We start from the raw sequence: 26,493 nt of genomic DNA on the forward strand, positions 1-26,493 counted from the left end.
CATGAATGAAATGAACAACCATAACAACAGAAACGGCACGAGACATGCTATGATGATCAGCCAAACCAAAACCTTGGTATTTCGCAGTTTACGCATAGGCACTCCAGATGCATTCGGATACGCGCATTTAGAACAGCTTCCCTTGCAGGTACAGATTCGCAGACAGCTTTATGATCGCTTGATTATAGCACACTTGCCGCAGCGACTTGCCCGTTGCCATAAAAACAGGATACACCGTTTTCATTGTCGCGCTCATCTTGTCATGCAACTGCTTGAACACCTCGTCCTCACTGTAAAATTGCGTCTCCCTGCCTTGCAGCCATTCCAGATAGGAGACAATCACCCCTCCGGCATTCGCCAGAATGTCCGGGATGATTATGAAGCCCTGCCGCGTAAGCTCCGCATCAGCTTCCTCGGATATCGGGGCATTCGCGCCTTCCACCAATACCTTTGCCCGGACGCGCTCCACATTGTCTTCGCGAATTTGATTTTCCAGCGCGGCAAGAACGAGCACATCCACATCCAAATAAAGCACGGCCTCCCGTTCTAAGATCTCGGCTTGCACCCCTGCGGCAGAGAGCTCCTCCGCAGTTTGAGGAAGATCCCCCTTATTCATCGAGGTATATTGGACCAGAGCAGGAATGCTAAGTCCCTCCGGATTGTACAGCGTTACGTTGCGGTCGCTGACTGCAACCACTTGATTGTTCAATTGGTCGCAATGGTAAGCTTCCAATGCCGCGACCGATCCGACGTTGCCGAAGCCCTGTACGGCCAGCTTCAACGTACGGCCCCGATAAGCAAGCGCTGTCTGCGCAACCGGGTTCTCGGATTCTGCCAAGTATTGATGATGTTCCGTTAAGTAATCCTGCAAGAAGTAGCGGAGCGTGAAGTACACTCCCTTCCCGGTCGCTTCCCGTCTGCCCAGAGATCCTCCGTTCATAACACTCTTCCCGGTGAAGCTGCCCCGATAAGGCTTGCCTGGACGGATGCTCTTGTACTCGCTCATCATCCAGTCCATCTCCCGCTCCCCCGTTCCCGCATCCGGTGCGGGGATATCCTTGTCCGGTCCCAGGACATCGCTGAAATAGCGCACGTATTTCTTGCAAATCTGATACAGCTCCCGAACAGTATAATCCCGCGGGTTTATCGTGACGCCGCCCTTGCCCCCGCCGAACGGCACCTCATGCAGCGCGTTCTTCAGAGTCATCAGCGCAGCCAGGTTGACGACCTCATCCTCATTCACCGACTCATGGAACCTTATCCCGCCCTTGTACGGTCCCAGTGTATCATTGTGTTGGATGCGATATGCCGGAATACGGACGACTTCCCCATTCTCCAGCACAACCCGGAGGTAAGCCTTATGCACATGGTTAGGCGTCGACAGAATGGCAGCAAGCGATCTGAACGCCTTCTCCCTATAGCCATCCCTCAAATCGGGCAAAAACGTAGGTTCTCCGAGTAGATCCTGCAACGAACGCTCGATGATCTCTGACATTTGTATGCTCATTTCAGCTAATCCCCTCCCTATACGTTACCTCTATTTTACCAAAAAGTATGTGAAATCATTCTTCAATCGGATGTCCGGATGCGGCAAATACCACTGCGTCCACTCGTCCCGCCTGCCTCGGCAGAACTCCGAGTGTTCATCCTCCTATTCTCAATTTCTGATACACCTTCCACTAATAAAGGGTAGTAAAGGAATAAATTTCGGCGAAAATAGCGTGTAGAGGCTCCGTTATTACCCGTTTACTATTAATAGTAGGAGCTAGCTTCATAGTTAGTGGTAATGGGGTAATAAATGTAAATGGAGCGAAACAACTGAAAGAAACCGAGCAAACGTTGGGAATCAACCCATATCTGCTCGGCTTTTTGCTTATTAAGCTCCAGTTACATTTTAAATCCCTTTCCCGCCAATCGGTCGAACCTGGATGCCATCGATTCCCGCGATAAGAGGACGACAGCGATTGATGAGCTCGCGTACTTGTTCATTCTGCAGCGACGCAGCGTGCGCCTCCTTGCTCTCCCACAGTTCTGTGATCCACAAATCATCTGGATTTTCCTCGGCTTCATGAATGATGTAATAGATTACTTGTTACTAGATTTGATAATTTGGGAAAGGGCGCATCTGGGGCAGCTATTCAGAATATGAACATTATGCTCGGATTTGACGAGGGGTTAGGGCTAGGGTAAATCAGACTTGCTTATCATGGGGCCTTTATTGACAGGTTAAACTTGTTCATTTAGTGTGAAATTAAGGGATTATCTTCCTGTTGAGCATTTATTAAGCTGCTTCAATCAGCATCATAATGAAAAAAGCATGGTCTATTCGCAACATTCGATTCAATTTCAAATTAGAGAGGAGCGCCATCATGGATAATAATATGAAACAAGCGATCATTAGGGGTGAAACCTCGCTTGGCATCGAATTGGGGTCCACACGAATCAAAGCTGTACTTATTGATCGCAAATTTGAGACAATCGGTTCCAGCAGTTACGAATGGGAAAATCAATTGATAGACGGTTATTGGACCTACGATCTTCATGAAGTGATTAACGGGGTGCAGGAAACCTATCGCCAATTAAAGCAAGAGATCGAGAAGAAATATGGCGTAACACTGCAAAAAATCGGATCAATCGGTTGTTCCGCTATGATGCAGGGCTATATTGCACTTGATCATGCAGGGAAGCTGTTGGTTCCATTCCGTACATGGCGCAATGCCACAACAGGTGAGGCTGCATCGAGGTTAACTGAAACATTCCAGTTTAAAATTCCTCAACGCTGGAGCATCGCACATTTGTATCAAGCCATTTTGAACGATGAAGAGCATGTCACTAACATCGATTATATTACGACTTTGTCGGGTTACATTCATTGGATGTTGACTGGCAGAAAGGCTCTCGGTGTAGGGGATGCCTCCGGCATGTTCCCCATCGATAAATCTACTCAGCAATATAACGAAGAAATGATCGAAAAATTTTCTGAATTAATTGCCGATAAAGACTACCGGTGGAATCTTATAGATATACTTCCTAAAGTTTATACTGCAGGCGAACATGCTGGTTGTCTCAATGAAGCTGGCGCCCGACTGTTAGATCCATCAGGCAGTCTGCAAGCAGGTATTCCGTTATGTCCTCCAGAAGGCGATGCCGGGACAGGCATGGTTGCTACGAATAGTGTCAAAAAGCGCACCGGCAACATTTCCGTAGGCACGTCAATTTTTGCCATGTTTGTACTCGAGGAAGATTTATCCACGGTGTACCCTGAGATTGACATCGTGACTACGCCTGATGGCAGTCCTGTCGGCATGGTTCTTGCTAATAACTGCTCCAGCGATATTAATGCATGGCTTGGCTTGTTCCGCGAATGTTATGAAGCAATGGGGTTGAAACCGGATATGAACCAATTATTCAGCGTCTTGTTCAACAAAGCTCTGGAGGCAGACGCAGATGGCGGCGGTTTGTTGAGCTACGGCTACTATTCAGGCGAGAACATTACCGGGCTTGCGAAGGGTCGTCCGCTGTTCGTCCGTTCTCCGGAAAGCCGCTTTAATCTGGCTAACTTTATGAGAGTTCATCTGTTTTCCGCGTTTGCTGCGCTAAGGCTGGGAATGGATATTTTGACAAAGAAGGAACATGTAACGATTGATCATATTTTGGCGCATGGCGGATTGTTCAAAACGCCTCTAGTAGGTCAAAAAATATGTGCCGCAGCACTGAATGTTCCTGTTTCCGTCATGGCTACGGCCGGTGAAGGCGGTGCATGGGGGATGGCCGTTATGGCGTCCTATATGGTTAATAAGGATCAGCACGAGGACTTGGCTGATTACCTTGATACTAAAGTATTCAATGATAAAGAAGGGCAAGTGGTTTATCCTGACAGCGCAGATGTGAATGGCTTTGCCTTGTTTATGGAGCGTTATACGGAAGGGTTGGCAATTGAGCAGGCAGCGGTAGATCACTTTGTGGAAAATTGGAGATATCCGATAGAGTAAAAGGTAGGAATGATGACTCGTAAGAGCAAGCGAGTCTGCTTCAAGCACGGAAAACCAGTATTTTTTTCGACAAATCGCGCAGCCGGCTTGGAAGGACGCATTGCCGGACATTGGTTCAGGATGGAGCTTGGGCCTTTTGAATTCATAGCACTCAAAGGGCGGAAGGCTGCAGGCCTGGATAAGGGCGTTACCAAATGCAAGCCAGTTCGAGAGTGGGCGAAACTTAATGCCCTAGCTACAGTTACTGTCTATAGTACCAAGGAGATCTGCGCAGAAGTCATGGCTTCGAGGAGCCGCATAATGTCAAGTACTGGTGGGGACTTGGGAACGAAGAAGCTGCGGTCCCTGATATCGGCTTTCTACACAATCCGCATGAATACATGAAAGCCTCTTGGGAATTCGCCTTAAACATGGGCATTAATCAGGGAACTGATTCAAACCATATGCGTAAATATACTGAAGTCCTTGCAGATAGCAATTTGGTCGGGAAGGAAGTGAAAGCATGTATACGAACGAGGAAATCCGCTATAAATACATGAAATACGCCAAATTCTTGGATCAGTACGAAAAAATACCGGAGCAATTGTTTTTCAAAAAAAGACGGCAGCGATTATTGAAGCATGCGTCTGGATATGTATTAGAAGTGGCCGTGGGAACCGGAAGAAATCTGCCCTATTACCCGGAGGGGTGCATCGTAACAGGGTTGGACTACAGTTCCGACATGCTGGCTGAAGCTAAAAAGAAAGCAGAAGCGCTCCCCTGCCAATCCGCTTGACAGAAGGAAATGCGGAACAGTTGCCCTTCGAAACGGATCAATTTGATACGGTAGTCTCTACCCTTGCCACATGCACCTTCCCCGACCCCGCTCAGGCATTGAAGGAAATGCAAAGGGTCTGCAAACCTGGCGGGAGCATCCTCTTGTTCGAGCATGGGAAAAGCCGCTGGCCTGTACTGGGGAAGCTGCAGGATAAAAGAGCGAAAAAAAACGCTGAAATTGTCGGTTGTTATGGGAACCGTCTCCCGCTACAGCTCGTACAAGATTCGGGCATGCATATTCAGTCCGCAAGGAGCTCTTACGGCGATTTTCTCGTAGAGATCGTTGGTCAACCGGGCAACGAGTGACGATGATGGCGGTAGAAACGGTGCTCCATGATCCCGAAACCAGCTTCTGCAATCTTACCCGATTCCTAACGAGTCCTTTCCCGCCAACGGGTATACTTGTGGATAGGAGAGCTTAATCATGATATGATGGTGACGTTTGATCTCGATTTGAAATGATTTTTGCACGGAAAGAAGCTCAAACAAGGGGGATGTTCTGATGGAATACCATAGAATTACAAGTATTGAGGATCCGTTATTCAAAAAAATGCATCAACTGATGCAGAACGTATTTCCTCCCGAAGAGGTACTGGCCTTTGACCTTTGGAAGGAACCCCTGGAGGACCCCGGCATTCGCGTATTCGTTGCGGTTCATGAAGGGGAAGTTGTAGGTGCGACAGAGTACCGTTATTATGAAGATTTCCATGTAGCTATGACAGATTTCACCATCATTGGCCAAGCAGGACTGGGCATTGGCCGTTTCTTGGCTCAGAGAAGGGCCGAGGATTTGAACAAATTGGCTGAGGCAAACGGGAAGAAGATGTACGGCATGTTTGCTGAAATTTATGACCCTTATCGGGTAGACCATTATGAGTTTGGCGGCGTAAAACCAATGGACCCGTATGTCCGCCGCGAGGTATTGTCCCATCTTGGCTATAAGCGGCTGGATTTCCCTTATGTCCATCCTTCCTGGAATAATGATGGCGAAGCGGTCACGGGACTGGATCTCTGTTTCCTTCCTTCGGATGAGAACAAGAACGAATTGGAAACCGATCTGATCGTCCAGTTTCTGCGCCGTTATTACGCGGTTCTCCCGAACAAGCCTCAGGCATGGAACGACATGGTCGAGCAATTGGCGAGCGTTCCAACAGTTAAGCTCCTGCCTCTTTAAATTCTTGAACAGCTATAATACCTACGGAATAGCGAAAAGACGAAACCCCCAGGTCCACTTCAAAATGGACTGGGGGTTTATAAATTCAGTTCAATACAAAAACCGAGCAAGTGGCAGGAAATTATCCTCCATCTGCTCGGTTATATTGCCATACCTCAAAAGATCATAAGCAAATTCCAATAACTGAATATCCACAGCAGGACCACGGTGGCCGCCGTATAAAGTGTGTAATGAATGCGACCGCCCCGTCTCCAATACCCTTTCTTCCAGGCAAGCACAGTGAAGAGCACTAAGGCCGCTCCTACTAAAACCATCAATACGGGAAGAAAATCTATCACAGGCGCCCATGCGGGTACGACGCCGAAGTAAGCTTTCGGCAGGCCATAGACAGGATCGAATTCGCTAGTCACTATGATTCCCGACACAAATCCAACAGCCAGTAGACCATAGACTGCAGCCGCACCCCTTGCAGTGACAGCCAGGATAGGCTGATGCTGCTTTCTGCGGCGTCTAACAAGCCGTATTCCGGATGCAATGCCGCTATAGACAAGAGACCCGATAACAAAAACAAGTGTCAGGATCAGCATAGAGAAGGTGAAGCCGCTAGTGCTGTACCAAGGAACCTTCGAGTACGTCATCGGCCCGTCTGCCATAAGCATCATGCTGCCTGCTGGGTCCTTCCCAAACACAATCGTGCCGAAATCGCCAAAAGGATCCTTCGCTTCCCCCCGGTCCAGATTGTGATACACATTCGGCTCCACTTCAACGAAGCGGCTGGTTTCACCCATATGCGAGACCAGCAAATGCCCTTCTTCGTCCAGATCAACATGAATCATGCCCATTGTCAGACTAATAAATTTCTCTGATGTCGTCCAATTTCGCCGGTTCTGATGATATTCCCCAACCAATGATCTGGAACGTTCCATCGTCCCCTCTGCCGGCACATTTTCTGATGCTCCCTCCATTACGGGACTAGCTGGAAAGTAACGATCCATGAAAGCTTGGAAAATTTCTGTATGTGCGAAGTAGTTGCCTCCGCTATAGGCGATAAACAGACCGACATTTTCGCTCGGCACAAGGTACAATCCGGCATCGAACAGCATCGTGCTCCCGGGATGAAAGAGAACCCGCTGCCCATTGACTGTCCTCTCTATGAAACCGTGAGCCATACCATCCAAATGGGGCGAATGGGCAAACAGTTGGCTGTGCATCAACCGCACCGTATCTTCCGCCAAGATGGTTTCACCGTCCAAGCTTCCTCCTTGGAGATGGGCCAGCATGAACCGGGCCAGATCGCCAGCTGTACTGCTCATGCTGCCGGCAGGTCCAGGCAAGAATTCAAACGCGCCCTCCCGATACTCTCCATCCACATAGCGATAAGCTTGGGCCATATGTCCGGCCAAATCCTCAGGAATCGGCTGCCGGAACGTGCTGTATTCCATGCCCAAGGGGGCGAAGATATGCTGTTCTACATAATCGGCAAAAGGCATACCGGACACTTGCTCGACAATGTATCCCGCCAAGGCCGTACCGTAATTGGAGTAGGCCGATACGTAACCGGGCGGAAAGATGCGTGCAGGCATTTCCCCTTGCACATATTCGTGCAATGATCGTGTATCGGCCTCCGAAAGCCGGTATAACGTCTCGGAATAATCTTCGAATCCGGGCGTGTGCGTCAGCAAATGCGTGAGCGTAATCGGTTCCGATTCCCCTGCAGTCTTGGTCCGGGAAGGGATCTCAAAATCGAGATAAGTGTTCACATCTGCGCTCAAATCAACCTTTCCTTGTTCTGCCAACTGCATGACCGCCGTCCAAGTGAATAGCTTGGAAATGGAGCCGAGCCGAAATAGCGTTGTCTCCGCGTCAACTTGCCTGGACTCATCCATATCGGCCAAGCCGTATCCTTTCGAAACGATGGTCTCCCCATTGGCAACTACCGAAACCGCGGCATTGGGAATACGGAGCTCCTCCATGCGCTCCTTCATCATTTGGTCCACGAACTGTTCTACTTCCGCGGAATCCATGGAACTGGCAGCAACCATCGAATTTCCTAGAAACGAGGTGATGCTCATGAACAAGCTGGCGATAAGCGTCATTTTAAGTAATTTCATCATTCGGTTCTCCTCTTTATTCGTTGGCATTATTCATCCTTCTTTCGATGACGGGCAGCAATGATCACATCTTCTGCTGTACTATCCAGAAGCTCTACTCCTCTTTCCTCGCCAAATTCCTCCGGCAGCAAGCCATTGGCAACCATAACGGAAAGTCCCGCCGAGAACACCCTCATTTTCAACAAAATGATCGACAACTCTTCCGTAGTGAAGCCTCCCAGATCGGAATCCTTCTTCATTATCTCAATCAAGTCGTTGCCCAAATCCTGATCGTACGTTTCCAAATAATCGTTTTGCTTCATGATGAAGTCGCGAAACAGCACACTGTACTCCTTGGCAAAACGCAGACTCGCCACGCCAATATCGTGGAACGGATTGCCCGTATCCTGCTCGAGTAACAACTGGTGGCTTAACGCCACAATTTTTTTTACGACCTCTCTCTTAAGCTCTTCCACATCCTTAAAGTTGACATAAATCGGGGCAATCGAGCTTTCCAACTGATCGGCGACTTTTCTGATCGTAATGTGATCTATGCCTTCCACCTTTGCGATTTCAAAAGCTGCATCAATGATTTGCTCTTTGGAGAACTTCTTCTTAGGCGGCATGTTCACCCTCCTTATATCGTTCACTTGATACATATCATATGTTATATATCATGTATTATGCAATAGAACTGTGAATTTGTAAAGGTTATTTTTCAACCTGCACGAAGAGAAAAGAAATGGCGGTGAGCTATTTTGACTATACAGGTCGTAAATTATATAGTTGGAAATAAGGAGGGGCATACATGGAAGTGTTCACAGACTTTTTGGCGCGTATCGACAACCCGCAGCATCGGGCGCGAACGGAAGAGGTATTGACTTGGATCGCTACGACATTCCCCGCTTTAGTTCCCGAGATAAAGTGGAAGCAGCCGATGTTCACCGATCACGGTACATATATCATTGGCTTTAGTGTAGCCAAGCAACATCTGGCTGTTGCCCCGGAAAGGGCAGGGATTGATCGATTTGCTGAAGAAATTGCGAAAGCTGGCTATGATCACACCAAGGAGCTGATCCGTATCCATTGGGAACAGCCGGTTGATTATTCCCTGCTTGAGGGCATGATCGCGTTCAATATGATGGATAAAGCCGACTGTTCCACTTTTTGGCGATGATTGTGCGCAACGAAAAAGCCGAGGAAATCAGGTGTATTAACCCGAATTCACTCGGCTTTTTCCGAATAGCATTCCGCCAGTTATGACAGGCATGTTGAAGTTTGCCCGTTATTATTCGTACAACGTGTCTGCGTTCTCGTAACGCAATTCCTCTGAATGAACACGGGTATCCTCCCCGTCCGGGTGAGCAGTCGAAAGATCCACCTCTTGGATATTCGCTTGTTCGACTTCGAGCTGATCGGGCTGCTTGGTGTCTGGTCGTTTGTCCGCCATCATTTGTTCGCCCCCTGTCCGTTATCCATGCATCCGATGGTCAATTCGCATTTGCCGCAAGCTTCGCAGCTTATGCCGCTTTTATGTTGCCACCCCATCCGTTATCTATACGGCAAAAAAATCTATTGGCAACGCCAGCTTTGAATGCATGATCATGCAACGGAATTATCGAATGCCTTCCAGTTCATTGGTCACTGTCTCAATCATATTCACGAACGACGAGAGCTCCTCAGAACTGGCCGCTTGTTCCCTTGCAAGCGCCGAAGTCACCTCTGAATCCTTCATCACTTCACGCAATTCCTCCGAAATCTCTTGCAGCGTAGCCTTAATCACTTCCAGCGAACCCTTGGAATTAGCTGCCAATTTTCGAATCTCATCCGCCACTACCCCGAACCCTCTTCCATGTTCTCCCGCATGCGCTGCCTCGATCGCTGCATTTAATCCAAGCAGATGGGTTTGATCCGAAATTTCTTGCAAGATCGAACCGACTTGGCTGATCTCACCGATCTTGGTATGCAGCTTATTCACTTTCTCGTGCGCCTTATCCTGCAATTCCGCCGTCTGGATGGCAGAATCTGCAACGGACTGGCTGCTGCCGCTCAGCTCGACCATCATCGAGGCAAGCTCCTGAACTGCCCTGTTCACTTTGGCTAACGTTTCTTTCCTTTCCTCATACAACACTTGTATCTTCTGTTTTTCATCGTGCTCATAAGCTTCCAAAACCAATTGCGAGTCTAGATTAAACATTTTGGACAAGGATAATATAATCGTCATCCAATTGTCCGGAGCAACTTTTTGAAGATTTTGAACTGCAATGTCCAAATAGAGCATGTAGGTGCCTAAATACCACTCCGTTGTTAAGCCAATGCGCGAGTGAAGCTTTCCAATATAGAGCCGTCTTTCTATGAACTCCATATCGATTTTTCCGTCCACCATCGTCATGAAATACCAACGCTGCGTCTCTTTCAACCGTTCTATCGTACTATTCGAATCGATAATCTTCGCTAATTCTGGCTGCGCATAAATTTTATCGTATAGTTGATCGACAACCTTGTCCGTTATTGCCTCAAAGTGCTGCCTTTGCCGACTTAGATAGCCTAAATCTTCCTCGGTTAACCCAATATACTCAAGTTGGGTCATTCTTTGCTCATCCAGTTGAATCATACGAAGACCTCCCGATTGCTGCTATGTAATAGAAAATAAGTTATATAGAACCGGAATTATCAAACAACTTGGTCTTGATGATAGGCCAAGGTAGTTATCCAGTCGTAGTCCTATAGTAGTATATAACCGTTATACTTACAAGTCCTATCAACATACACATAGACGTACAACGCGGCATTCGCGGAGCAAGGAATCCACGATGAGCTGCTTGCTCGGTGCGGCTTCAGACACAGTTGTATGCCCGCAGCATGAGCCGCTGCTAGCCTCGGCTCAACGCAGCAGGCAAGTCGCATAGGCGACAGATTCAGATAACCTACCTGGCTTGGCAACGCGCTCTTCTGTTTCAAATGTGTACCGGGACGCTATGCAACTGAATGTTACATAGGACGATATTCGAAATTCCTGAAGGTCCCTTGGCCTGAGTCCCCATTGCCGCCAAGTAACCGGAACCATTGCCACAAAAAAAGAAAAGTCGAGCACATGTCAGGAACATCCTGAATTTGCTCGACCTCAATCCTATCCTTGCTCAAACGATTTGAACATGCTCACTAGATCTTGGGTTTAATCGCTTAGCGATACCCCTATCTTACTCAACGGTCACACTTTTCGCCAAATTCCGCGGCTTGTCGACGTCGTGTCCAAGTGCGAGCGAAGCGTAGTAAGCCAGCAGCTGCAGCGGGATAACCGACAGTGCCGGGGTCAGAAGCGGCAATGTACGCGGGATGGAGAGAATCTCATCTACCGACTTGCCGAATTCTTCTTCGTATCCCTCGAAGCAGAGGCCGAGCACATGCGCGCCGCGAGCGGCTACCTCCTTGATGTTGCTGATCGTCTTCTCCAGCAGCTCTTCCTGCGTAGCCAGCGCGATGACCGGCACATCATCCTCGATCAGTGCCAATGTGCCGTGCTTCAGTTCACCGGCCGCATACGCTTCAGAATGAATATAGGAAATTTCCTTGAGCTTCAGGGAGCCTTCCAAGGCGACAGCATAATCCAAACCTCGACCGATGAAGAATAAGCTCGGATGCTTCGCAATGGCTTCCGCGAATTGCTTAACCTTGTCAGCTTGCTTCAGCAGCGCTTCCACTTGATCCGGCAGCTGCTGCATCGCTTGGATAAGCTCCGTTGTTTGCGTCTCGTTCAGCTTGCCCAACTGCTGCGCCATATAACCGCCCAGCAGGTAAAAGGCAATAAGCTGTGAGGTGTACGCCTTCGTCGAGGCGACAGCGATTTCCGGACCTGCCCAGGTAACGATCGTATCGTCTGCTTCGCGAGCAACAGAGCTGCCCACGACATTCGTAATCGCTACAACGCGCGCGCCCTGATTTTTCGCTTCCCTCAATGCGGCGAGCGTATCCGCCGTTTCACCGGACTGGCTGACGACAATGACCAGCGTGTTCGGTGTAATAATGGGTGAACGGTAGCGATATTCGCTGGCGACATCGGTTTCTACCGGAATGCGCACCAGCTTCTCGATGACGTTCTTTCCGACCAGGCCTGCGTGGTATGCGGTACCGCAGGCTACGATATGAATGTTCTGAATGCCGCGAAGATCATCCGCCGACATGTTCAGTTCATTCAAAACAAATTGCTTGCCGTCCGGGCTGATTCGGCTGCCCATCGTGTCGCGGTATGCCTTCGGCTGCTCGTATATTTCCTTGAGCATGAAATGATCGTATCCGGCTTTTTCTGCAGTGACCAGATCCCATTCGACACGCAGCATTTCCCGGGAAATGCTATTGCCGTCGACTGAACTCAGGGCAACGCCGCTTTTTGTCAGAACGGCCATTTCTCCGTCGTTCAGGATATATACGTCGCGTGTATGCTCCAAAATTGCGGGAATATCCGACCCGATATAGTTCTCGCCGTCGCCAACGCCGATAATCAATGGACTGGCCAGACGTACGGCCACCAATTTATCCGGCTCATGCTCGCTCATAACGGCAAGCGCGTAGGCGCCGCGCATTTTCTTCACGGCCTTGCGAACGGACTCGACCAGATCGCCTTCATAGCAATCGGCAATAAGATGCGCAATGACTTCCGTATCCGTCTCGGATTGAAAAACAGCGCCCTTCGCAGCGAGTTCTTCCTTCAAGGTCAAATAATTCTCGATAATGCCGTTATGCACGACGGAAAACTTCTTGCTGTTGTCCGCATGCGGGTGCGAATTCTCATCCGATGGTTTCCCATGTGTCGCCCAGCGCGTATGACCGATCCCGGCATTGCCTTGTAGCGGCGAATCTGTCAAAGCAGACTCCAACACAGCCAGACGTCCTTTAGCCTTGCGTATAGCCAAACCACCAGCCGTTTGCACGGCGATCCCCGCCGAATCATAACCGCGGTACTCCAGCTTTTTCAACCCGTTAATCAATATGTCTTGAGAATCTCTCTTCCCGATATATCCAACGATTCCACACATTCTATTTATACCCTCCAATGATGCAGGAGAGCGCTCCATGGCTTATGCAAGCATAAGAAACCAAACTTACTTTTTGAACGCTCTCCGCATAGTTCGCATTCAAAAAGCTAATTGCCAAACATCCAATGATTCAATAGAAAAAAATCATGTCATTTCCCCAACATCCCGCCGGAACTTTGTCGGGCCGGTCGCCCAGCCGTTTTGATTCCAGCTTGCGGTCAGGATGTGTGACCGAGAGGTCCCCGCCGAATCATTCGAACACCTCTACCTCGTCAACTTCCACGAGCGCATACATCGATGAAGACCTCTATCGTCCGTCATGCTGCATGATCCATGAAAGTTCTGGCGCTTTTGCTGCAGATTAAGTCCCGCCCCTCCTTTCTGTCCTCGAATACATATACTCATCTTATTCAAATTGAGCGGGATGTGCAACAACATTCTACGATCTTTTCCCTGTCACCCATAGATGCTACATCCTGTTGCATGCCATCACTGGACGATTTCTGTCGAATTGACTATGATAGTAATAGATTTCGAATTATTACGACAACTTTATGGTCGATGGATGTCATTCGAATGAGCTGAAGAAAGGCGGGGAAAGCTTGATAGACTTACATGTGCAGATCAAAAAAAGCGGAGGGAATTGTTTTGATGACGTAATGGAGACGGTAAGCGGCTGGTACAATCGAAGCTGCCGTATGATGCATGCCGACGGCTTGAAGTTTGCCTTTCACCCGGCAAGTCCAGAGATGCCGACCATTGGGGCGAGGATGCAGGTAGACTTCCAAACAGTATTCCCCTTGATGGAAACGTTCCACGGCTTGCGCATGCGCATGCACCAGCACATTTCCCCCGAGGAAGCCTTTTCTCTGATCAAGGGCCAGCTTGAAGCAGGCAACCCCGTCATTCTGGCGCAAGACGACTATTATAATCCGGGGGACCCCAATTTCGGCGTCCGCCATGCCACCCACCACCTGATGATAGTTACAGGCTGCGAGCCGGACACAAAGGGGCTCTATTGCATTGATCCCTTCTTCGAACGGGGTAGAAGCCTGCTGCCCTATGATCTGTTTGCCCAAGGCTTTGACCGGTGCATCACCTGTACGCCTGTCGCAACGAAAGCAGCGGATGGCGTCTTCATGAAAGCTGCCTTGCGCGATATTGTCAAGGAGGAGCTGCGCGGCAAATCGGCCGCCGCCATGCTGGCTCTGGCAGAAGCTTTGCCTGCTATCCGTATGGAAGATGAAACGAAGGGCTGCGCCACTTTCGGGGACAGCTTGCTGTTCCTCCGGCATGCAGCCCTGAATACCTCGCGCCGAAACTATAGCCATATGCTGCGCTACTTGGCCGTGCACGCAGACAGCCCTTCTCTATACGGGACTGCGGATGTCTTCGAGCTCTTGGCCAACCGCTGGATGATCATCATCGGTCATCTGACCAAGCTCAACAACTTGGCCAAGCAGGAGGAAGGCGGCACGGCCAGCCAGGAAACAGTCATTCGCGGATTAATGGCGAAGATTGCGGAGGCCAGCGAAGCAGAGATAGAGGCGCTTGAGATTCTTCACAATCAATTAGGCCATGATGAACGCGCGTTCAATCAGCGGGAGGTTGCCGCTGCAGTTCATCACGAAGAAGTGGCCGTGAAGGAAATCGTTCCAGTGGATCTCGTCCCTTATTTCCACACACGAGCCATCGAGAATGATGCAGGAACCGCCAATTTCGACTCGGAGGGCTATTATTTCTCAAGAGAAGGAGCCCCGGAAGGAACACTGCGCGTTGCCGATATGCTCTTTGCCTTCCCCGCTCTCGCACTCGATGACCGCGACAATCTCGTGTGCCAGGGACAAGCGATCGATTTGCCGGACGGCGAATTCCAAGGATTGATGCTGCTCGGCTGCTGTGAGTTCGGCAGCTACAGAGAAAGCCTGACCGTTGAGTTCGCAGATGGATCGTCTGAAGATCTGCCATTCGGATTCTCGGACTGGTGGACCTATACCCCCGTCGACGGTGAAATCATCGCTTGGCGCTCCAACGTCATGCGGTTGGGCAAGGGGAAGCAAGCTGCCGAAACGTACATGTATGCCAAGAAAAAATCGTTCCGCACGCGCAATACGCCTGTCCGCCTGCATTTGCCTGACTTGTCCACCATTCATATCTTCGGCATTTCTTTGTGGAAATAATCGCGAAACACCTCCGACCGACATCCCGCTCATTGGCGGCATAAACAAGGAGCAGCGCCCATCCCCTCCTGGAGAATCGCGCTGCTCCTATTATGCATGCAGGCCAATCCGCTGGCTGTCAGCCAGTCTGCCCGGCAAAACCTGATTATCGCTTACAGAGCCAACCGTTCGCGTATGACCGATGCAATTTGTTCCACATACTGCTCAATCTCTTCCTTCTTCGGGCCTTCGGCCATCACTCGCACAACCGGTTCGGTGCCGGAAGGACGGACGAGCACCCGGCCGTTGTCGCCCAACTGCTCCTCCACCTTGGCAATGGCCTCCATGACGTTCTCGTCCTCCTCCAGGCGGGATTTGTCCACGCCCTTCACATTAACGAGCACTTGCGGATATTTGGTCATCAATTGCTTGGAAGCGCCAAGCGACTTGCCGGACTGCTTCAACGTATCCACCAATTGGATCGCTGTCAGAATGCCGTCCCCTGTCGTGTTGTAATCCAGGAAGATGACATGGCCCGACTGCTCGCCGCCAAGGTTGAATCCGCCCTTGCGCATCGCTTCCATCACATAGCGATCTCCAACCGCTGTCTGCAGCGCCTTCATGCCAAGCGGCTCAATGCCCTTGAAGAAGCCGATGTTGCTCATGACGGTAGTCACGATGGTCTGTTCCTTCAACTGACCGTTCCGATTCATGGCATCGCCGCATATACAAAGTATAAAGTCGCCATCCACTTCTTCACCGTTCTCATCAATGGCAATCAAGCGGTCTGCATCTCCGTCAAAGGCCAGTCCCAAGTCAGCCTTGCGATTGAGCACTTCTTCCTTCAACCGCTCCGGATGCGTGGAACCGCAGCGTTCATTGATATTCAAGCCAGTCGGCTCGGCGCCAATGGTCCAAACTTCAGCGCCCAGCTCGCGGAATATCTTCGGCGCCAGCTCATAGGCTGCACCATGCGCACAATCCAGTACGATCTTCATGCCATCGAACCGCTGCTTGACCGTAGTCTTCAAAAAGTCTATATAGCGATATTTCGCTTGTTCGTCCGTTTGCACTGTGCCCATCGCTGCGCCAATCGGCCGCGGCAGCGTATCCACTTCCGCGTCCATCAGCCTCTCAATCTCGGCCTCCGTTTCATCGAGCAGCTTAAATCCGTCACTGCCAAAAAACTTGATGCCGTTATCGCCAACCGGATTGTGCGACGCAGAAATCATCACCCCTGCTGCCGCTCCGAGTTCCCTTGTCAAATAAGCGACGGTAGGCGTCGTGACGACCCCGAGCCGAATGACATCCGCGCCGATGGAAAGCAAGCCCGCGATCAAGGCGGACTCCAGCATCGGCCCCGAGATTCGTGTATCCAAGCCGATCACGACCTTCGGTCTTTCTGTATGGCCGGCCAGCACATAGCCGCCGCAGCGTCCAATCTTGAATGCCAGTTCGGGCGAAAGCTCCTGGTTCGCTACGCCCCGCACTCCGTCAGTGCCAAAATATTTCCCCATTCCTATTCGTCTTCCTTTCCCCATTTGTTTCTGTTTTTGCTTCTTACACGGTACGCAAGCGCCCAAGGAATGGTGACTTCCTAACGGCGGAATGCCTCCGGCTGGTTCGCTCGCTGCGGTACAAAGGTGGACGCCGCTCGCTCTGGAGCCCGCTCTGCTCCTTCCGCTGCCTGCTTCCGGGCAGCTTCTTGCACAGAGACTTCAGCAACCGCATCGGCGCCAGTACCTGTATGGTCCGTACCCGGTGGTGGGACGGACCCGCTTCTGTTGCTTCTATCTTCTTGTCCGGAATCGGCATCAACAGGCGGATCCGTCTCCGGCTCCTCCTCTTCCGGCACATTCTCCCCATCAACCGGCCCCGCTTCTCCCGGATCGATGCTTCCTCCCGTTTCCTCCGCATCGCGGGGCACGATCTCTATCGCAACCGTGGAGGGGAAATTCGCGCCAAACTTGATGAAAGAGGGGAGGTTCCCTCGCAGCGGCACTTCATGGGATCCGGCCGGCAGGTTGCTTACATCGATAACAAGCTGTACGTTCTCCGCAGTCAAGTTGCCCACGAGCTCCGGCGCTCCTTCTACAGTTACATCCAGGCGGTCGTCCTCCAGATCGACGAATCGGGTAATGTATTGTTCATTATCTCCGATAATGGTGATCGGCAGCGCAGACAATGTGCGTGTCACCGATGCGACAATCTCAATTTCCACATTCACCGTGTTGGGCAGCACCTGCTCGATGCCCTCCCGCGCCGGGATATTCAATGTATACGACGTGCTTGAGGTCAGGCGGCTCAAGTCCAGCGTCGGTCCTTCGTAGAATTCGTACGGATCCAACACATCTTGGGCGCCATAGAGTGTCACTTCATTAACGCTCATCTTGTAAGAAGCTACCGCATATCCCGCTGGCGGCTGCCCGCTGAACAATAATTGCAGCGGCACGGTTGTGAATGGGCTTGTAATGGGCACCTCCACATTGACGATGGCCGGCTGAATGGCGGCTTGGACGACTTCTCCGTTGGCCGTCACAGCTTCCACCTTATAATCGCCGTTCAAGGCCGAGCTTCGTCCGCTAATATCTACGCTCACCCGCGCGCTGGCTATTCTGTTCAGTTGGCTTTGCGGCGCCGTCACATACACCCGACTTGGCGTCGTCACCGCTGTACCGGCAGTGAAGCCTTCCTCGGGCTGACCTCTTACCTCTACAGCAACCGGCACCTCCTTGCTCTGAATTTCCTCGATCACCACTTTTACCAGAAGCGGCGTAATCGTGACCTGGAAGCCCTCCGGAAATCCTGCACTCTCCAGTGCAATCGTCTGGGTGCCGGCCCTGGCATTGGACAAATCCGCAATAACGGTCCCTTCCTTGAATTGGCCATCCACAGCCTGTGCCGGACCGCGAACCGTAACCCTTACCGTTTCCGGTTCCATGGAGACGAAATGATACTGTGAAGTATCCAGTCCAACCCGCTTGATGGAAACATCCGTTATCACTTTTTCATTATAGACAGGCATAGTCATCTTGCGATCCGGTGTCACTTCCTCGTCCAGATGGACAACGACCCAGAGCAAAACACCGATCACGAGCGCAATGACGCGAATGACATTCTTGTTGTCAAACCACTTATCCATTCGCCTGCCCTCCCTTTCTTCTCCAGAAAGAGCCGCGTTCCTTCGTCTGCGGGCGCAAATCAGCAAACAGCTTGGAAATTAAGGATTCCTCCGTAATATCGCGCACAACTTGTCCATTCATGGCCAGTGAGATTTGCCCGGTTTCCTCGGACACGACAATGCATATCGCGTCGGAAACCTCGCTCATCCCGATCGCTGCCCTGTGCCGCGTACCAAGCTCTTTGGAGATAAAAGGATTTTCCGAGAGGGGCAAGTAGCAGCCTCCCGCTGCAATCGTGTTCTGCTTAATAATGACAGCCCCGTCATGCAGGGGCGTATTCGGTGTGAACATGTTGATGAGCAGCTCGGAGCTGATCTGCGCGTTCAGCTGAATCCCTGATTCCGTATAATCGTTCAGACCGGTACTTCGCTCAAAGACAATTAACGCCCCAATTTTTCGCTTTGCTAAATAATTAACGGCCTTAATCACTTCACCTATGCGCTGATTAAATTCCTGATCATCCTCGTTGACCGTTCGCAAAAACAGCTTGCCGCGACCCAACTGCTCCAATGCTCTGCGGAGCTCCGGCTGAAAGATGACAATAACGGCCAAGACGCCCACTGTAATCATCTGGTTCATTAGCCATTTGAGGGTGTCCAAATTGAACCACACGCTTACGGCCCATGTAATCATGATGATCATGATGCCTTTCAGCAGCTGAACCGCTCGGGTGCCCTTGACTACCAGGATCAACCGGTACATGATGTAGCTGACGATGAGAATGTCGATTATGTCTGTAATTTTCATGTCTTCAAAAATCCCCATCAGCCCACCCCTATTCACCGGTAAATTCTTTGCGCATATCCCTATGTTGTGACAATAGCTATATTTTATCATATTCCTTACAAAGATGACATGCCTGGAGGAGATCAGGTACTCCGAACGGACCACGCGAAGCGGTGCCCAGAGCGAGTGGACATGATCTTCGCAGGCCGTCGCTTCCCGCTTTGCCGGATAGAAAAAAAAGCCTCTCCCGCTAATGCAGCAAGTGAGGCTCCTTCCATACGTGTTTGCCTGCTAAGGCGTAACCGCTTCGACCCATTCGCCCATCTTGAACCATAGCCAATCGATGGCTTTGTTGATTTCGGAATGCTCGCCTGAGATCAAAGCAGTAGAAGCTAGATTCAAACGTCCGTCCACGACAACCAAATTCCCATTCACTTGACCTTCCACGACCAGTTCTCCATTTTCTACATACAGATCGCCGTTAATGACATGTCCGGCCGGAACGATGACCTGATTCTTGGTAATGATCAACTGATCGAGATCATCCCCCTTAACCATAAGCCGTGTGTCGCTGTCCCACATCGAGACAAGACTCAACAGCATGACTGCAATGAACAGTACCGCTGCCGTCACAGCCGGATGCTGGCGCACCCATCGGGTCCAAACCTGGCGTTTCCGTGTACCGGGCAGTGCTTGCATAACCGAGTCCACCAGATAATCCGGGACAGGTGAACGGGGCATCGAGCGGATCAGCGCTGTTGTACGTGTGTATTGGTCCATTCGCTGCCGGCAAGCTGCACAATCCACCAAGTGTTGTCGGAGGTCCATACGCCCCTGCGCGTCCAAATCTCCGTCCATATATTCATGAATGAAAGTGATCGCTTCATTGCATTTCACGACAGGGTTCCCCTTTCCCGGATAACCGAGGTTAGATTGCTTGTGTTATACGATACGTGCCACTTCGAATTATGTTTCAAAAAAAATGCTGGTGATCTAATTTTTTTCGAAGCGCTTCCCTACCCCGATGTACCCGCGTCTTAATGGTAGTGATTGGCATATTCAGCACATCGCTAATTTCCTGCAAGGACATGTCATGCAAATAACGCAATATCACAATGGATTTGTATTTCGCGGGCAGCTTCTCAATCGCATCCCGGATAACCTGCTGCGTCTCGGACAACACCAGCTGCTGCTCTGGCAGCGGATCGGGGGATGACAGCATATCATGACCGTCTATCCCCTCTCCTTCCGAGCTTTCCGCATCCAGACTCAATGTACTCTTTCGCTTGCGAAGCCGGTCAATGCACAAGTTCGTCCCGATGCGATAAATCCAGGTAGAAAATTTATGTGTATCATCATAACGATCCAGATTCGTGTATACGCGCAGAAAGGTATCCTGAACCACATCCTCCGCCTCTTGCGCATTGCCAAGCATCCGATATGCGAGATGATAAATTCTGTCTTTATATAGCTGTACCAGCTCGCGGAACGCATCGCGGTCGCCATTCCTCGCAAGCTTGGCCAATCTGGGCTCCAATCCTTCCAACGCCGTCCCTCCCAGCCTTGGTTATGTTTTTCTTTTATTTGTACGACGTGCTCGTAGTATGCAGTGCAATGCCCGCCACTGGGACCCGGTGACCGGCTCATGGCTTTCATTACAATGGTCTTTCCAGGTATGTACGACGAAGCGCCAAAAACCGGGCCTCATGGCCCGGCGGCAGCTTGTTCGTTGCTGATCAGCCTGTATTTCTCAGACCCGCTGCAATCCCATTTATCGTCAACAACACTTCACGCAACAAGTCCGAGTCTTCTTCGTCCTTCTCCCGAAGTCCGCGAAGCTCTGTCAGCAGATCCACTTGCATATAGCTTAGCGGGTCAACATACGGGTTGCGCAGTCTGATCGATTCTTGGATAACAGGTACATTATCCAAAATCTCTTCTTGGCCGGTAATCTGCAGGATCAAGGATGAGGTAAGAGCATATTCTTCCTCTATCCAGCCAAAGATCCGGTTGCGCACTTCATCGCTCTGTACCATTTTGGCATATTCCTTCGCAATCAACAAATCCGCCTTGGACAAAGCCATCTGCAAATTGTCGATCGTCGAACGGAAAAATCCCCATTGTTCGTACATTTCCCGCAGCTCTTGAAGACGCTCCTCCGAATCCTGTACGTAGCTTCTCAGACCCGTTCCTGCAGCGTACCACGCCGGGAGCAAGTAACGGCTCTGCGTCCAGGAGAATACCCACGGAATGGCCCGGAGATCCTCGAACCTGTCGCTGTTTTTACGCTTGGAAGGGCGAGACCCAATGTTCAACTCGCCAATTTCCTGCAGCGGTGTGGATTCCTTGAAGAAGGTTACAAAATCAGGGTCGCGGAAAATAAGATCCTGATACTTCGTCTGGGCTTTCTCCGATATGCTCTTCATAATGGTTTCCCATTTGTGCAGATTCACATTGCTTTGCGGATTCCGCGCCAGCAACGCTGCCTGAATCAATGCGGAGGTCGCCTGTTCCAGACTGCGGTATGCAATCCCCTGCAAGGAATATCGGGACGAGAGCACCTCGCCTTGTTCGGTAATCTTAATACCGCCCCCGATTGTTTCCGGCGGTTGCGCCATAATGCTGCGGTTAAGCGGCATGCCGCCGCGGCCGAGCGCTCCGCCCCGTCCATGGAAAAACTTCAGCTTAACGTTACAGGCTTTGGCTACCTTCGTTATTTCTTTCAGTGCTACACGCAGCTCCCAGTTGGCTGTCAAAGCGCCGCCATCCTTGTTGCTGTCGGAGTAGCCGAGCATGATTTCCTGCATATCCCCCATCGCCGCAACGCTCGCCCGATAAGCCGGAAGCTCGAACAGCTGCTGAACGATGGAAGGCGCCGCATGCAGATCATCAATCGTCTCGAACAGTGGCGTCGGCTGAAGTGTGCAGGTATAAGTACCGTCGGCATGATGCTGGTACAAGCCCATTTCCTTGGCGAAGAGCAGCACTTCCAACAAATCGCTGACACCCTGCGTCATACTGATCAAGTAATGGCGGATACACTCGGTTCCAAACTCCTGCTGTGCACGATAAATGGTACGGTATACGGCTAGTGTTTCCTCAGTCGCTTCGGAATACCCCATGAAAGAGGAGGTCAATGGACGCTTTTCCTGCAGTAGATTGTGCAGCAGCTTAATTTTGTCTTCTTCCCCAAGCGAGCTGTAATCGTCCACAATGCCCAAATTAGCCAAAATCTCTGTCATAGCCGCCTCGTGCTCCTTGCTGTGCTGGCGAATGTCCAGCGTGACCAGGTGGAAGCCGAACAGCTCGACTTGACGAACCAGTACATTAATGAATTCTTCTGAGATGTAGTCAGCGTAATGGTTGCGCAGGCTCCGATCAATCAGACGAATTTCTTCCAGAAACTCGTCTTTATTCAAATACCGGGCTTGCTCGGGAACCTGCTTGCTGCCGACATTCTGCAGCTTCTCGATCATATATGCGATCTTGATCCGGTAAGGCTCCGTATCATTATGCCATACTTCGGCTGAAGGCAGATCAATGTATTGTTTATCCCAAGCAATGGATTCCAGCAGCTCGTCGCTTACGTTTACGATCGTCGTGCTGAAGGAAAGCTTTTTCTGCAACGCTCTCAAGCTCTCAATATACTTGCTCAGCGCTACATTCCGATGGAGCTCCAGCGCCTTCCAAGTAATATCGGAAGTAACGGAAGGATTGCCGTCTCGGTCGCCCCCAATCCAGGAGCCGAATCTTAAAAAGGTAGGAACATGCCAATTGTGGTTCGGATAATACTTCGTCAAGCAGCGTTCCAGTTCTGCATACACTTCGGGCAGTGCATCAAACAGTGTTTCGTCAAAATAATACATGCCGTTGCGCACTTCATCGAGCACCGTAGGCTTCCGTTCGCGCAACTCGTCAGTTTGCCACAATGTCAGTATTTCCGTCATCAGATTGCGGCGAAGCTTATCCCGTTCTTTCCGGGTCAGAGTCGGGTTATCCAGCTTCATCATTTCCTGTGCGATGCGATGATGGATATCGCGAACAACTCTGCGCATTGCTTCGGTTGGATGGGCCGTCATCACAAGCTCCAAGGAGATGCCTTGCAGAATTTCCTGCACTTCCTCGTATGGAATGTTGCGATTGCGCAGCTCCATCACCATGCTTTCAATAGAACCTGGCTGAACGGTTTCTTCTGTAGCGCGCTCATAGTCGCGCTTGCGACGAATCCGATGGTTTTGCTCTGCAATGTTCACAAGCTGGAAATAAATCGCGAATGCGCGAATGACTTGATGGCGAATATCCGGATGCAACGTACGGATCGTTTGTGTAAATTCCTCGAGCATGTCGGGAACAAAATTAGCGCGTAAGGACTTGCTCATTTCCCTGATTTTCTCTACGATATCAAGCAGTTCATTGCCGCCTTGATGTACCAAAACTTCACCGAGAAGATTACCTAGAAAACGGACATCTCTCCGCAACATATTTACGGAATTTACTGGTTTTGCGTCTATTGTCAGTTCGGTCATAACCTTTCTCACCCCATCTATCTGTTATCTTCGACGTTTTCCCGATAAAGTCCCTACATACCATCATACTAAAAATCTCATAAAAAATCTGCACTTTGTTGCAAAAAACCAAACGAAATGACAAGAGCAGCTCCCTATCTAGAGCCATTGCTGCTGATAAACAGGCGAATTCATTGGTTCCCCGTACCTCTAACGGGTTTAATTCCTTCTTTCTGGTTCCCTCAGTATAAAAAAAACACACTTCTCCTGCAGCAGGCTGGAAAAGTGTGCATGGGGTGCGCATTGGAAAATGTCGATCCATAGATATTCTTTATGAAGTCGAAATTTCGTGTTTGCCCCTCTAATCTTAATATAGTGCTTGAGTCGCCTTGGGCGTGAAGGGAACCAAATCGTCCGTTCGACCGTCGCGTATCTTGATCGCCCAAGCGGGGTCCGCCAATAACGACCGGCCAATGGCGACCAGATCGAACTCCTCGCGTTCCAGCCTTTCAATCAATCCGTCGATTTTGGTGTTCGCCGCTCCCTTCCCTTCACTAAAGAAGCTCATAAAATCGCTGTCCAGCCCAACCGATCCGACCGTAATCGTCGGCTTGCCGGTCAGTTTTTTGACCCAGCCGGCCAGATTCAGATCGGAACCCTCGAACTCGGGCTCCCAGAATCGACGGGTGGAGCAGTGGAACATATCCACGCCCGCCTCTGCCAGAGGAGCCAAAAACTGTTCCAACAACTCCGGCGTTCCAGCCAACTTTGCTGAGTAGTCGCTCGCTTTCCATTGCGAGAAACGCAACACGATCGGGAAATCCGGTCCGACGACGCTGCGGCAAGCTTGAATAACTTCTGCCGCAAAGCGGGTCCGCGCCATCATGTCGCCGCCATAGCGATCTGTACGCGGGTTCGTCTTGTCCCAGAAAAACTGGTCGATTAAATAACCGTGCGCGCCGTGAAGCTCCAAACCATCGAATCCAAGCCGCTTGGCTTCGGACGCTGCCTCAGCAAAAGCTTGAACAATAGCGGCGATATCTGTTTCCGTGTAATCGCCGACATGTCCGCGCGCTCCCATATGCCAAATTTGAGGAATGATCCGTCCCCCTGCCTTATGGACCTCAGCGACCACCTCTGCCCAACCGTTCAACGCGGCTTCTCCGTAGAAATGAGGCACGTTTTCTTGATTGGACGAATCCGGATGATCGATTATAGTTCCTTCCGTCACGATCAACCCTACGCCGTTCTCTGCCCTGCGGCGGTAATAGGCTGCCACATCCGGTCCCGGTACGCCGTTCGGGGAAAACTGCCGGGTCATGGGCGCCATCACAATGCGATTGGATAACTGAGTATTCAGTACGGTAAACGGTTGAAACAACGCTTGAACGGATTGAGAATAACTCATCATAACCTCCAAAATAAGTTTTATATAAGTGACGACAACCTTTCTTGACTATAAAGTCAAATATATGGCAAAAAAATAAGCGACCACCGTTTCGAATGATTCGTACTCCGCTCGCTTCCCAGAAGCCTCAAGCATCACCTCCTTCATTCCAGCATTCATTCCATAGTCCCGAGCGGGAACATATCATACTTGACTATACAGTCAAGAAAAGCACAAAAAATAATTAAGTGGCCATCAGCGTCAAAACCGTTCGCAAGACTGTATCCACCTGCTCCCGAGTAGCCCCTGTCTTCTCCAGAATCTTCACGCCGCTTAGCGCATTATTCAAATATGCGGCCAACTCTTGACTCGAAAGACGATTCGTAACCAGTTGCTGTTCCTGGGCGCTGCGGATAACTTGTTCGAGGATACGCTCGGATTGTTCAAACATGAGCTCGACTTCACGAGTCACATCCTTGTCGTCCGCTCCAAATTCCAGTGCGGAATTCATCATAAAACAACCCCGGTGCAAGGTTCCTTCATTGCGATCCACCGTTGCGTCGCAAATATCCTGCAATTTCTGCAAGGGCGACACCTCACGGGAAGCCAGCTCCTCCAGTATGGCAATACTCTGCTCCCGATACAACGCCAACGCCTTCAAGAATAATTCGCGCTTATGCTTAAAAACACAATATAAACTCTGTTTCTTCACATTCGTTGCGCGGGTCAAATCTTCATACGAAGTTGACTTAAAGCCTTTCGTCCAAAACACTTCCATGGATTGACATAGCGCACGATCAACATCAAATTCTCTTGGTCTGCTCATGGGATTTATTGTAACAGTTCTTGACCATTAAGTCAAATATGAATTCTTGTAGTACTGCTCTGCTTCGTTACCGAACAGCCAGACCATGAAAGGGATAACAAAAAAAAGCCTTGCGCAACAAGGCTTTCCGCTAATGCTTATGGAGCGGGTGATGGGAATCGAACCCACGCTACCAGCTTGGAAGGCTGGAGTTCTACCATTGAACTACACCCGCATATATACACCTAAAGCGAATGAAACCTACCTAGTGATTTCCGATTACTATTGGAGGGTTCACATTGGATAAAAAAGTGGTCGGGACGACACGATTTGAACATGCGACCCCCTGGTCCCAAACCAGGTGCTCTACCAAGCTGAGCTACGTCCCGACGATGTAAGTATTATTTCTTCGAAGTAAAAGTGGCGTGCCCTGAGAGGTGCAGACCTGCCGGTCTGACTGCGAAGTATAGCTTTCGAAGCGGATGCTCCGACGAACTCCTGTCGTTCGACTCTCTCCGGTTCCCTTTGCAAAAGCTTCGAAGTAAAAGTGGCGTGCCCTGAGAGATTCGAACTCCCGACCTTTTGATTCGTAGTCAAACGCTCTATCCAGCTGAGCTAAGGGCA

At 50.4% G+C, this 26,493-nt stretch carries 19 protein-coding genes, 2 tRNA genes and 2 pseudogenes; 5 read left to right on the forward strand and 18 right to left on the reverse strand.

Annotated elements, in window-relative coordinates; translation table 11 throughout:
• Nucleotides 1-127 precede the first annotated feature (127 nt).
• Nucleotides 128-1,507, reverse strand: a complete 1,380-nt coding sequence (locus XYCOK13_RS11440) for a Glu/Leu/Phe/Val family dehydrogenase (protein WP_213412285.1) — start codon at nt 1,505-1,507, stop codon at nt 128-130.
• A gap of 387 nt (nt 1,508-1,894) precedes the next feature.
• A complete protein-coding gene (locus XYCOK13_RS11445) occupies nt 1,895-2,044 on the reverse strand; it encodes an NIPSNAP family protein (protein ID WP_244865123.1) in 150 nt (49 codons plus the stop codon).
• A 325-nt stretch (nt 2,045-2,369) separates the two neighbouring features.
• Here XYCOK13_RS11445 and XYCOK13_RS11450 point away from each other — a divergent pair, with 325 nt between their 5' ends.
• From XYCOK13_RS11450 to XYCOK13_RS11465, 3 genes and pseudogenes are all read left to right on the forward strand, one after another.
• A complete protein-coding gene (locus XYCOK13_RS11450; RefSeq protein ID WP_213412286.1) occupies nt 2,370-3,992 on the forward strand; it encodes a xylulokinase in 1,623 nt (540 codons plus the stop codon).
• Nucleotides 3,993-4,527: 535 nt separating this feature from the next.
• A pseudogene (locus tag XYCOK13_RS22335) lies at nt 4,528-5,114 on the forward strand (class I SAM-dependent methyltransferase).
• Nucleotides 5,115-5,310: 196 nt separating this feature from the next.
• Nucleotides 5,311-5,982: a GNAT family N-acetyltransferase gene (locus tag XYCOK13_RS11465; RefSeq protein ID WP_213412289.1), complete on the forward strand. Its 672-nt coding sequence runs from the start codon at nt 5,311-5,313 to the stop codon at nt 5,980-5,982.
• 155 nt (nt 5,983-6,137) lie between these two features.
• Here the strand turns inward: XYCOK13_RS11465 and XYCOK13_RS11470 are convergent, their stop codons facing one another.
• Nucleotides 6,138-8,093 (reverse strand): serine hydrolase domain-containing protein, encoded by a 1,956-nt coding sequence (locus XYCOK13_RS11470; protein WP_244865124.1) that lies wholly within the window; start codon nt 8,091-8,093, stop codon nt 6,138-6,140.
• A 29-nt stretch (nt 8,094-8,122) separates the two neighbouring features.
• Nucleotides 8,123-8,698: a TetR/AcrR family transcriptional regulator gene (locus tag XYCOK13_RS11475; protein ID WP_213412291.1), complete on the reverse strand. Its 576-nt coding sequence runs from the start codon at nt 8,696-8,698 to the stop codon at nt 8,123-8,125.
• Between the two features lie 182 nt (nt 8,699-8,880).
• Between XYCOK13_RS11475 and XYCOK13_RS11480 the strand changes: the two genes are divergently transcribed.
• Nucleotides 8,881-9,249, forward strand: coding sequence for an iron chaperone (locus XYCOK13_RS11480; protein ID WP_213412292.1), 369 nt, complete (start codon nt 8,881-8,883; stop codon nt 9,247-9,249).
• A gap of 111 nt (nt 9,250-9,360) precedes the next feature.
• Here the strand turns inward: XYCOK13_RS11480 and XYCOK13_RS11485 are convergent, their stop codons facing one another.
• The 3 genes from XYCOK13_RS11485 to glmS form a co-directional block, all read right to left on the reverse strand.
• Entirely contained in the window at nt 9,361-9,525 is a 165-nt protein-coding gene (locus XYCOK13_RS11485) for a hypothetical protein (RefSeq protein WP_213412293.1), read from the reverse strand.
• Nucleotides 9,526-9,687: 162 nt separating this feature from the next.
• Nucleotides 9,688-10,686, reverse strand: a complete 999-nt coding sequence (locus tag XYCOK13_RS11490; RefSeq protein WP_213412294.1) for a globin-coupled sensor protein — start codon at nt 10,684-10,686, stop codon at nt 9,688-9,690.
• 586 nt (nt 10,687-11,272) lie between these two features.
• Nucleotides 11,273-13,105 (reverse strand): glutamine--fructose-6-phosphate transaminase (isomerizing), encoded by a 1,833-nt coding sequence (gene glmS, locus XYCOK13_RS11495; protein ID WP_213412295.1) that lies wholly within the window; start codon nt 13,103-13,105, stop codon nt 11,273-11,275.
• A gap of 602 nt (nt 13,106-13,707) precedes the next feature.
• Between glmS and XYCOK13_RS11500 the strand changes: the two genes are divergently transcribed.
• Nucleotides 13,708-15,285 (forward strand): beta-sandwich domain-containing protein, encoded by a 1,578-nt coding sequence (locus XYCOK13_RS11500; RefSeq protein ID WP_213412296.1) that lies wholly within the window; start codon nt 13,708-13,710, stop codon nt 15,283-15,285.
• A gap of 152 nt (nt 15,286-15,437) precedes the next feature.
• Here the strand turns inward: XYCOK13_RS11500 and glmM are convergent, their stop codons facing one another.
• The 11 genes and pseudogenes from glmM to XYCOK13_RS11550 all read right to left on the reverse strand — a co-directional run bounded on the left by glmM (nt 15,438) and on the right by XYCOK13_RS11550 (nt 26,258).
• On the reverse strand, nt 15,438-16,781 hold the full coding sequence (gene glmM, locus XYCOK13_RS11505) for a phosphoglucosamine mutase (protein WP_213412297.1): 1,344 nt from the start codon (nt 16,779-16,781) through the stop codon (nt 15,438-15,440).
• An 80-nt stretch (nt 16,782-16,861) separates the two neighbouring features.
• Complete coding sequence (locus XYCOK13_RS11510) at nt 16,862-18,406, reverse strand: CdaR family protein (RefSeq protein WP_213412298.1); 1,545 nt, start codon at nt 18,404-18,406, stop codon at nt 16,862-16,864.
• Nucleotides 18,399-19,211 (reverse strand): diadenylate cyclase CdaA, encoded by an 813-nt coding sequence (gene cdaA, locus XYCOK13_RS11515; RefSeq protein WP_213412299.1) that lies wholly within the window; start codon nt 19,209-19,211, stop codon nt 18,399-18,401. Before cdaA ends, XYCOK13_RS11510 begins: the two co-directional genes overlap by 8 nt.
• A gap of 252 nt (nt 19,212-19,463) precedes the next feature.
• Complete coding sequence (locus XYCOK13_RS11520; RefSeq protein WP_213412300.1) at nt 19,464-20,069, reverse strand: zf-HC2 domain-containing protein; 606 nt, start codon at nt 20,067-20,069, stop codon at nt 19,464-19,466.
• A 76-nt stretch (nt 20,070-20,145) separates the two neighbouring features.
• On the reverse strand, nt 20,146-20,718 hold the full coding sequence (sigW, locus tag XYCOK13_RS11525; protein WP_213412301.1) for an RNA polymerase sigma factor SigW: 573 nt from the start codon (nt 20,716-20,718) through the stop codon (nt 20,146-20,148).
• Nucleotides 20,719-20,908: 190 nt separating this feature from the next.
• On the reverse strand, nt 20,909-23,698 hold the full coding sequence (gene ppc, locus XYCOK13_RS11530; protein ID WP_213412302.1) for a phosphoenolpyruvate carboxylase: 2,790 nt from the start codon (nt 23,696-23,698) through the stop codon (nt 20,909-20,911).
• Between the two features lie 346 nt (nt 23,699-24,044).
• Complete coding sequence (locus XYCOK13_RS11535) at nt 24,045-25,085, reverse strand: NADH:flavin oxidoreductase (RefSeq protein WP_213412303.1); 1,041 nt, start codon at nt 25,083-25,085, stop codon at nt 24,045-24,047.
• 223 nt (nt 25,086-25,308) lie between these two features.
• Nucleotides 25,309-25,710: a TetR family transcriptional regulator C-terminal domain-containing protein gene (locus XYCOK13_RS11540; RefSeq protein ID WP_373314387.1), complete on the reverse strand. Its 402-nt coding sequence runs from the start codon at nt 25,708-25,710 to the stop codon at nt 25,309-25,311.
• A gap of 24 nt (nt 25,711-25,734) precedes the next feature.
• Nucleotides 25,735-25,890, reverse strand: a pseudogene (locus tag XYCOK13_RS22340) (TetR family transcriptional regulator); the annotation flags it as partial.
• Between the two features lie 140 nt (nt 25,891-26,030).
• Nucleotides 26,031-26,104 (reverse strand) — tRNA-Gly (locus tag XYCOK13_RS11545).
• 77 nt (nt 26,105-26,181) lie between these two features.
• Nucleotides 26,182-26,258, reverse strand: a tRNA-Pro gene (locus XYCOK13_RS11550).
• Nucleotides 26,259-26,493 lie beyond the last annotated feature (235 nt).

This window comes from Xylanibacillus composti (assembly GCF_018403685.1).
GTDB lineage: Bacteria > Bacillota > Bacilli > Paenibacillales > K13 > Xylanibacillus > Xylanibacillus composti.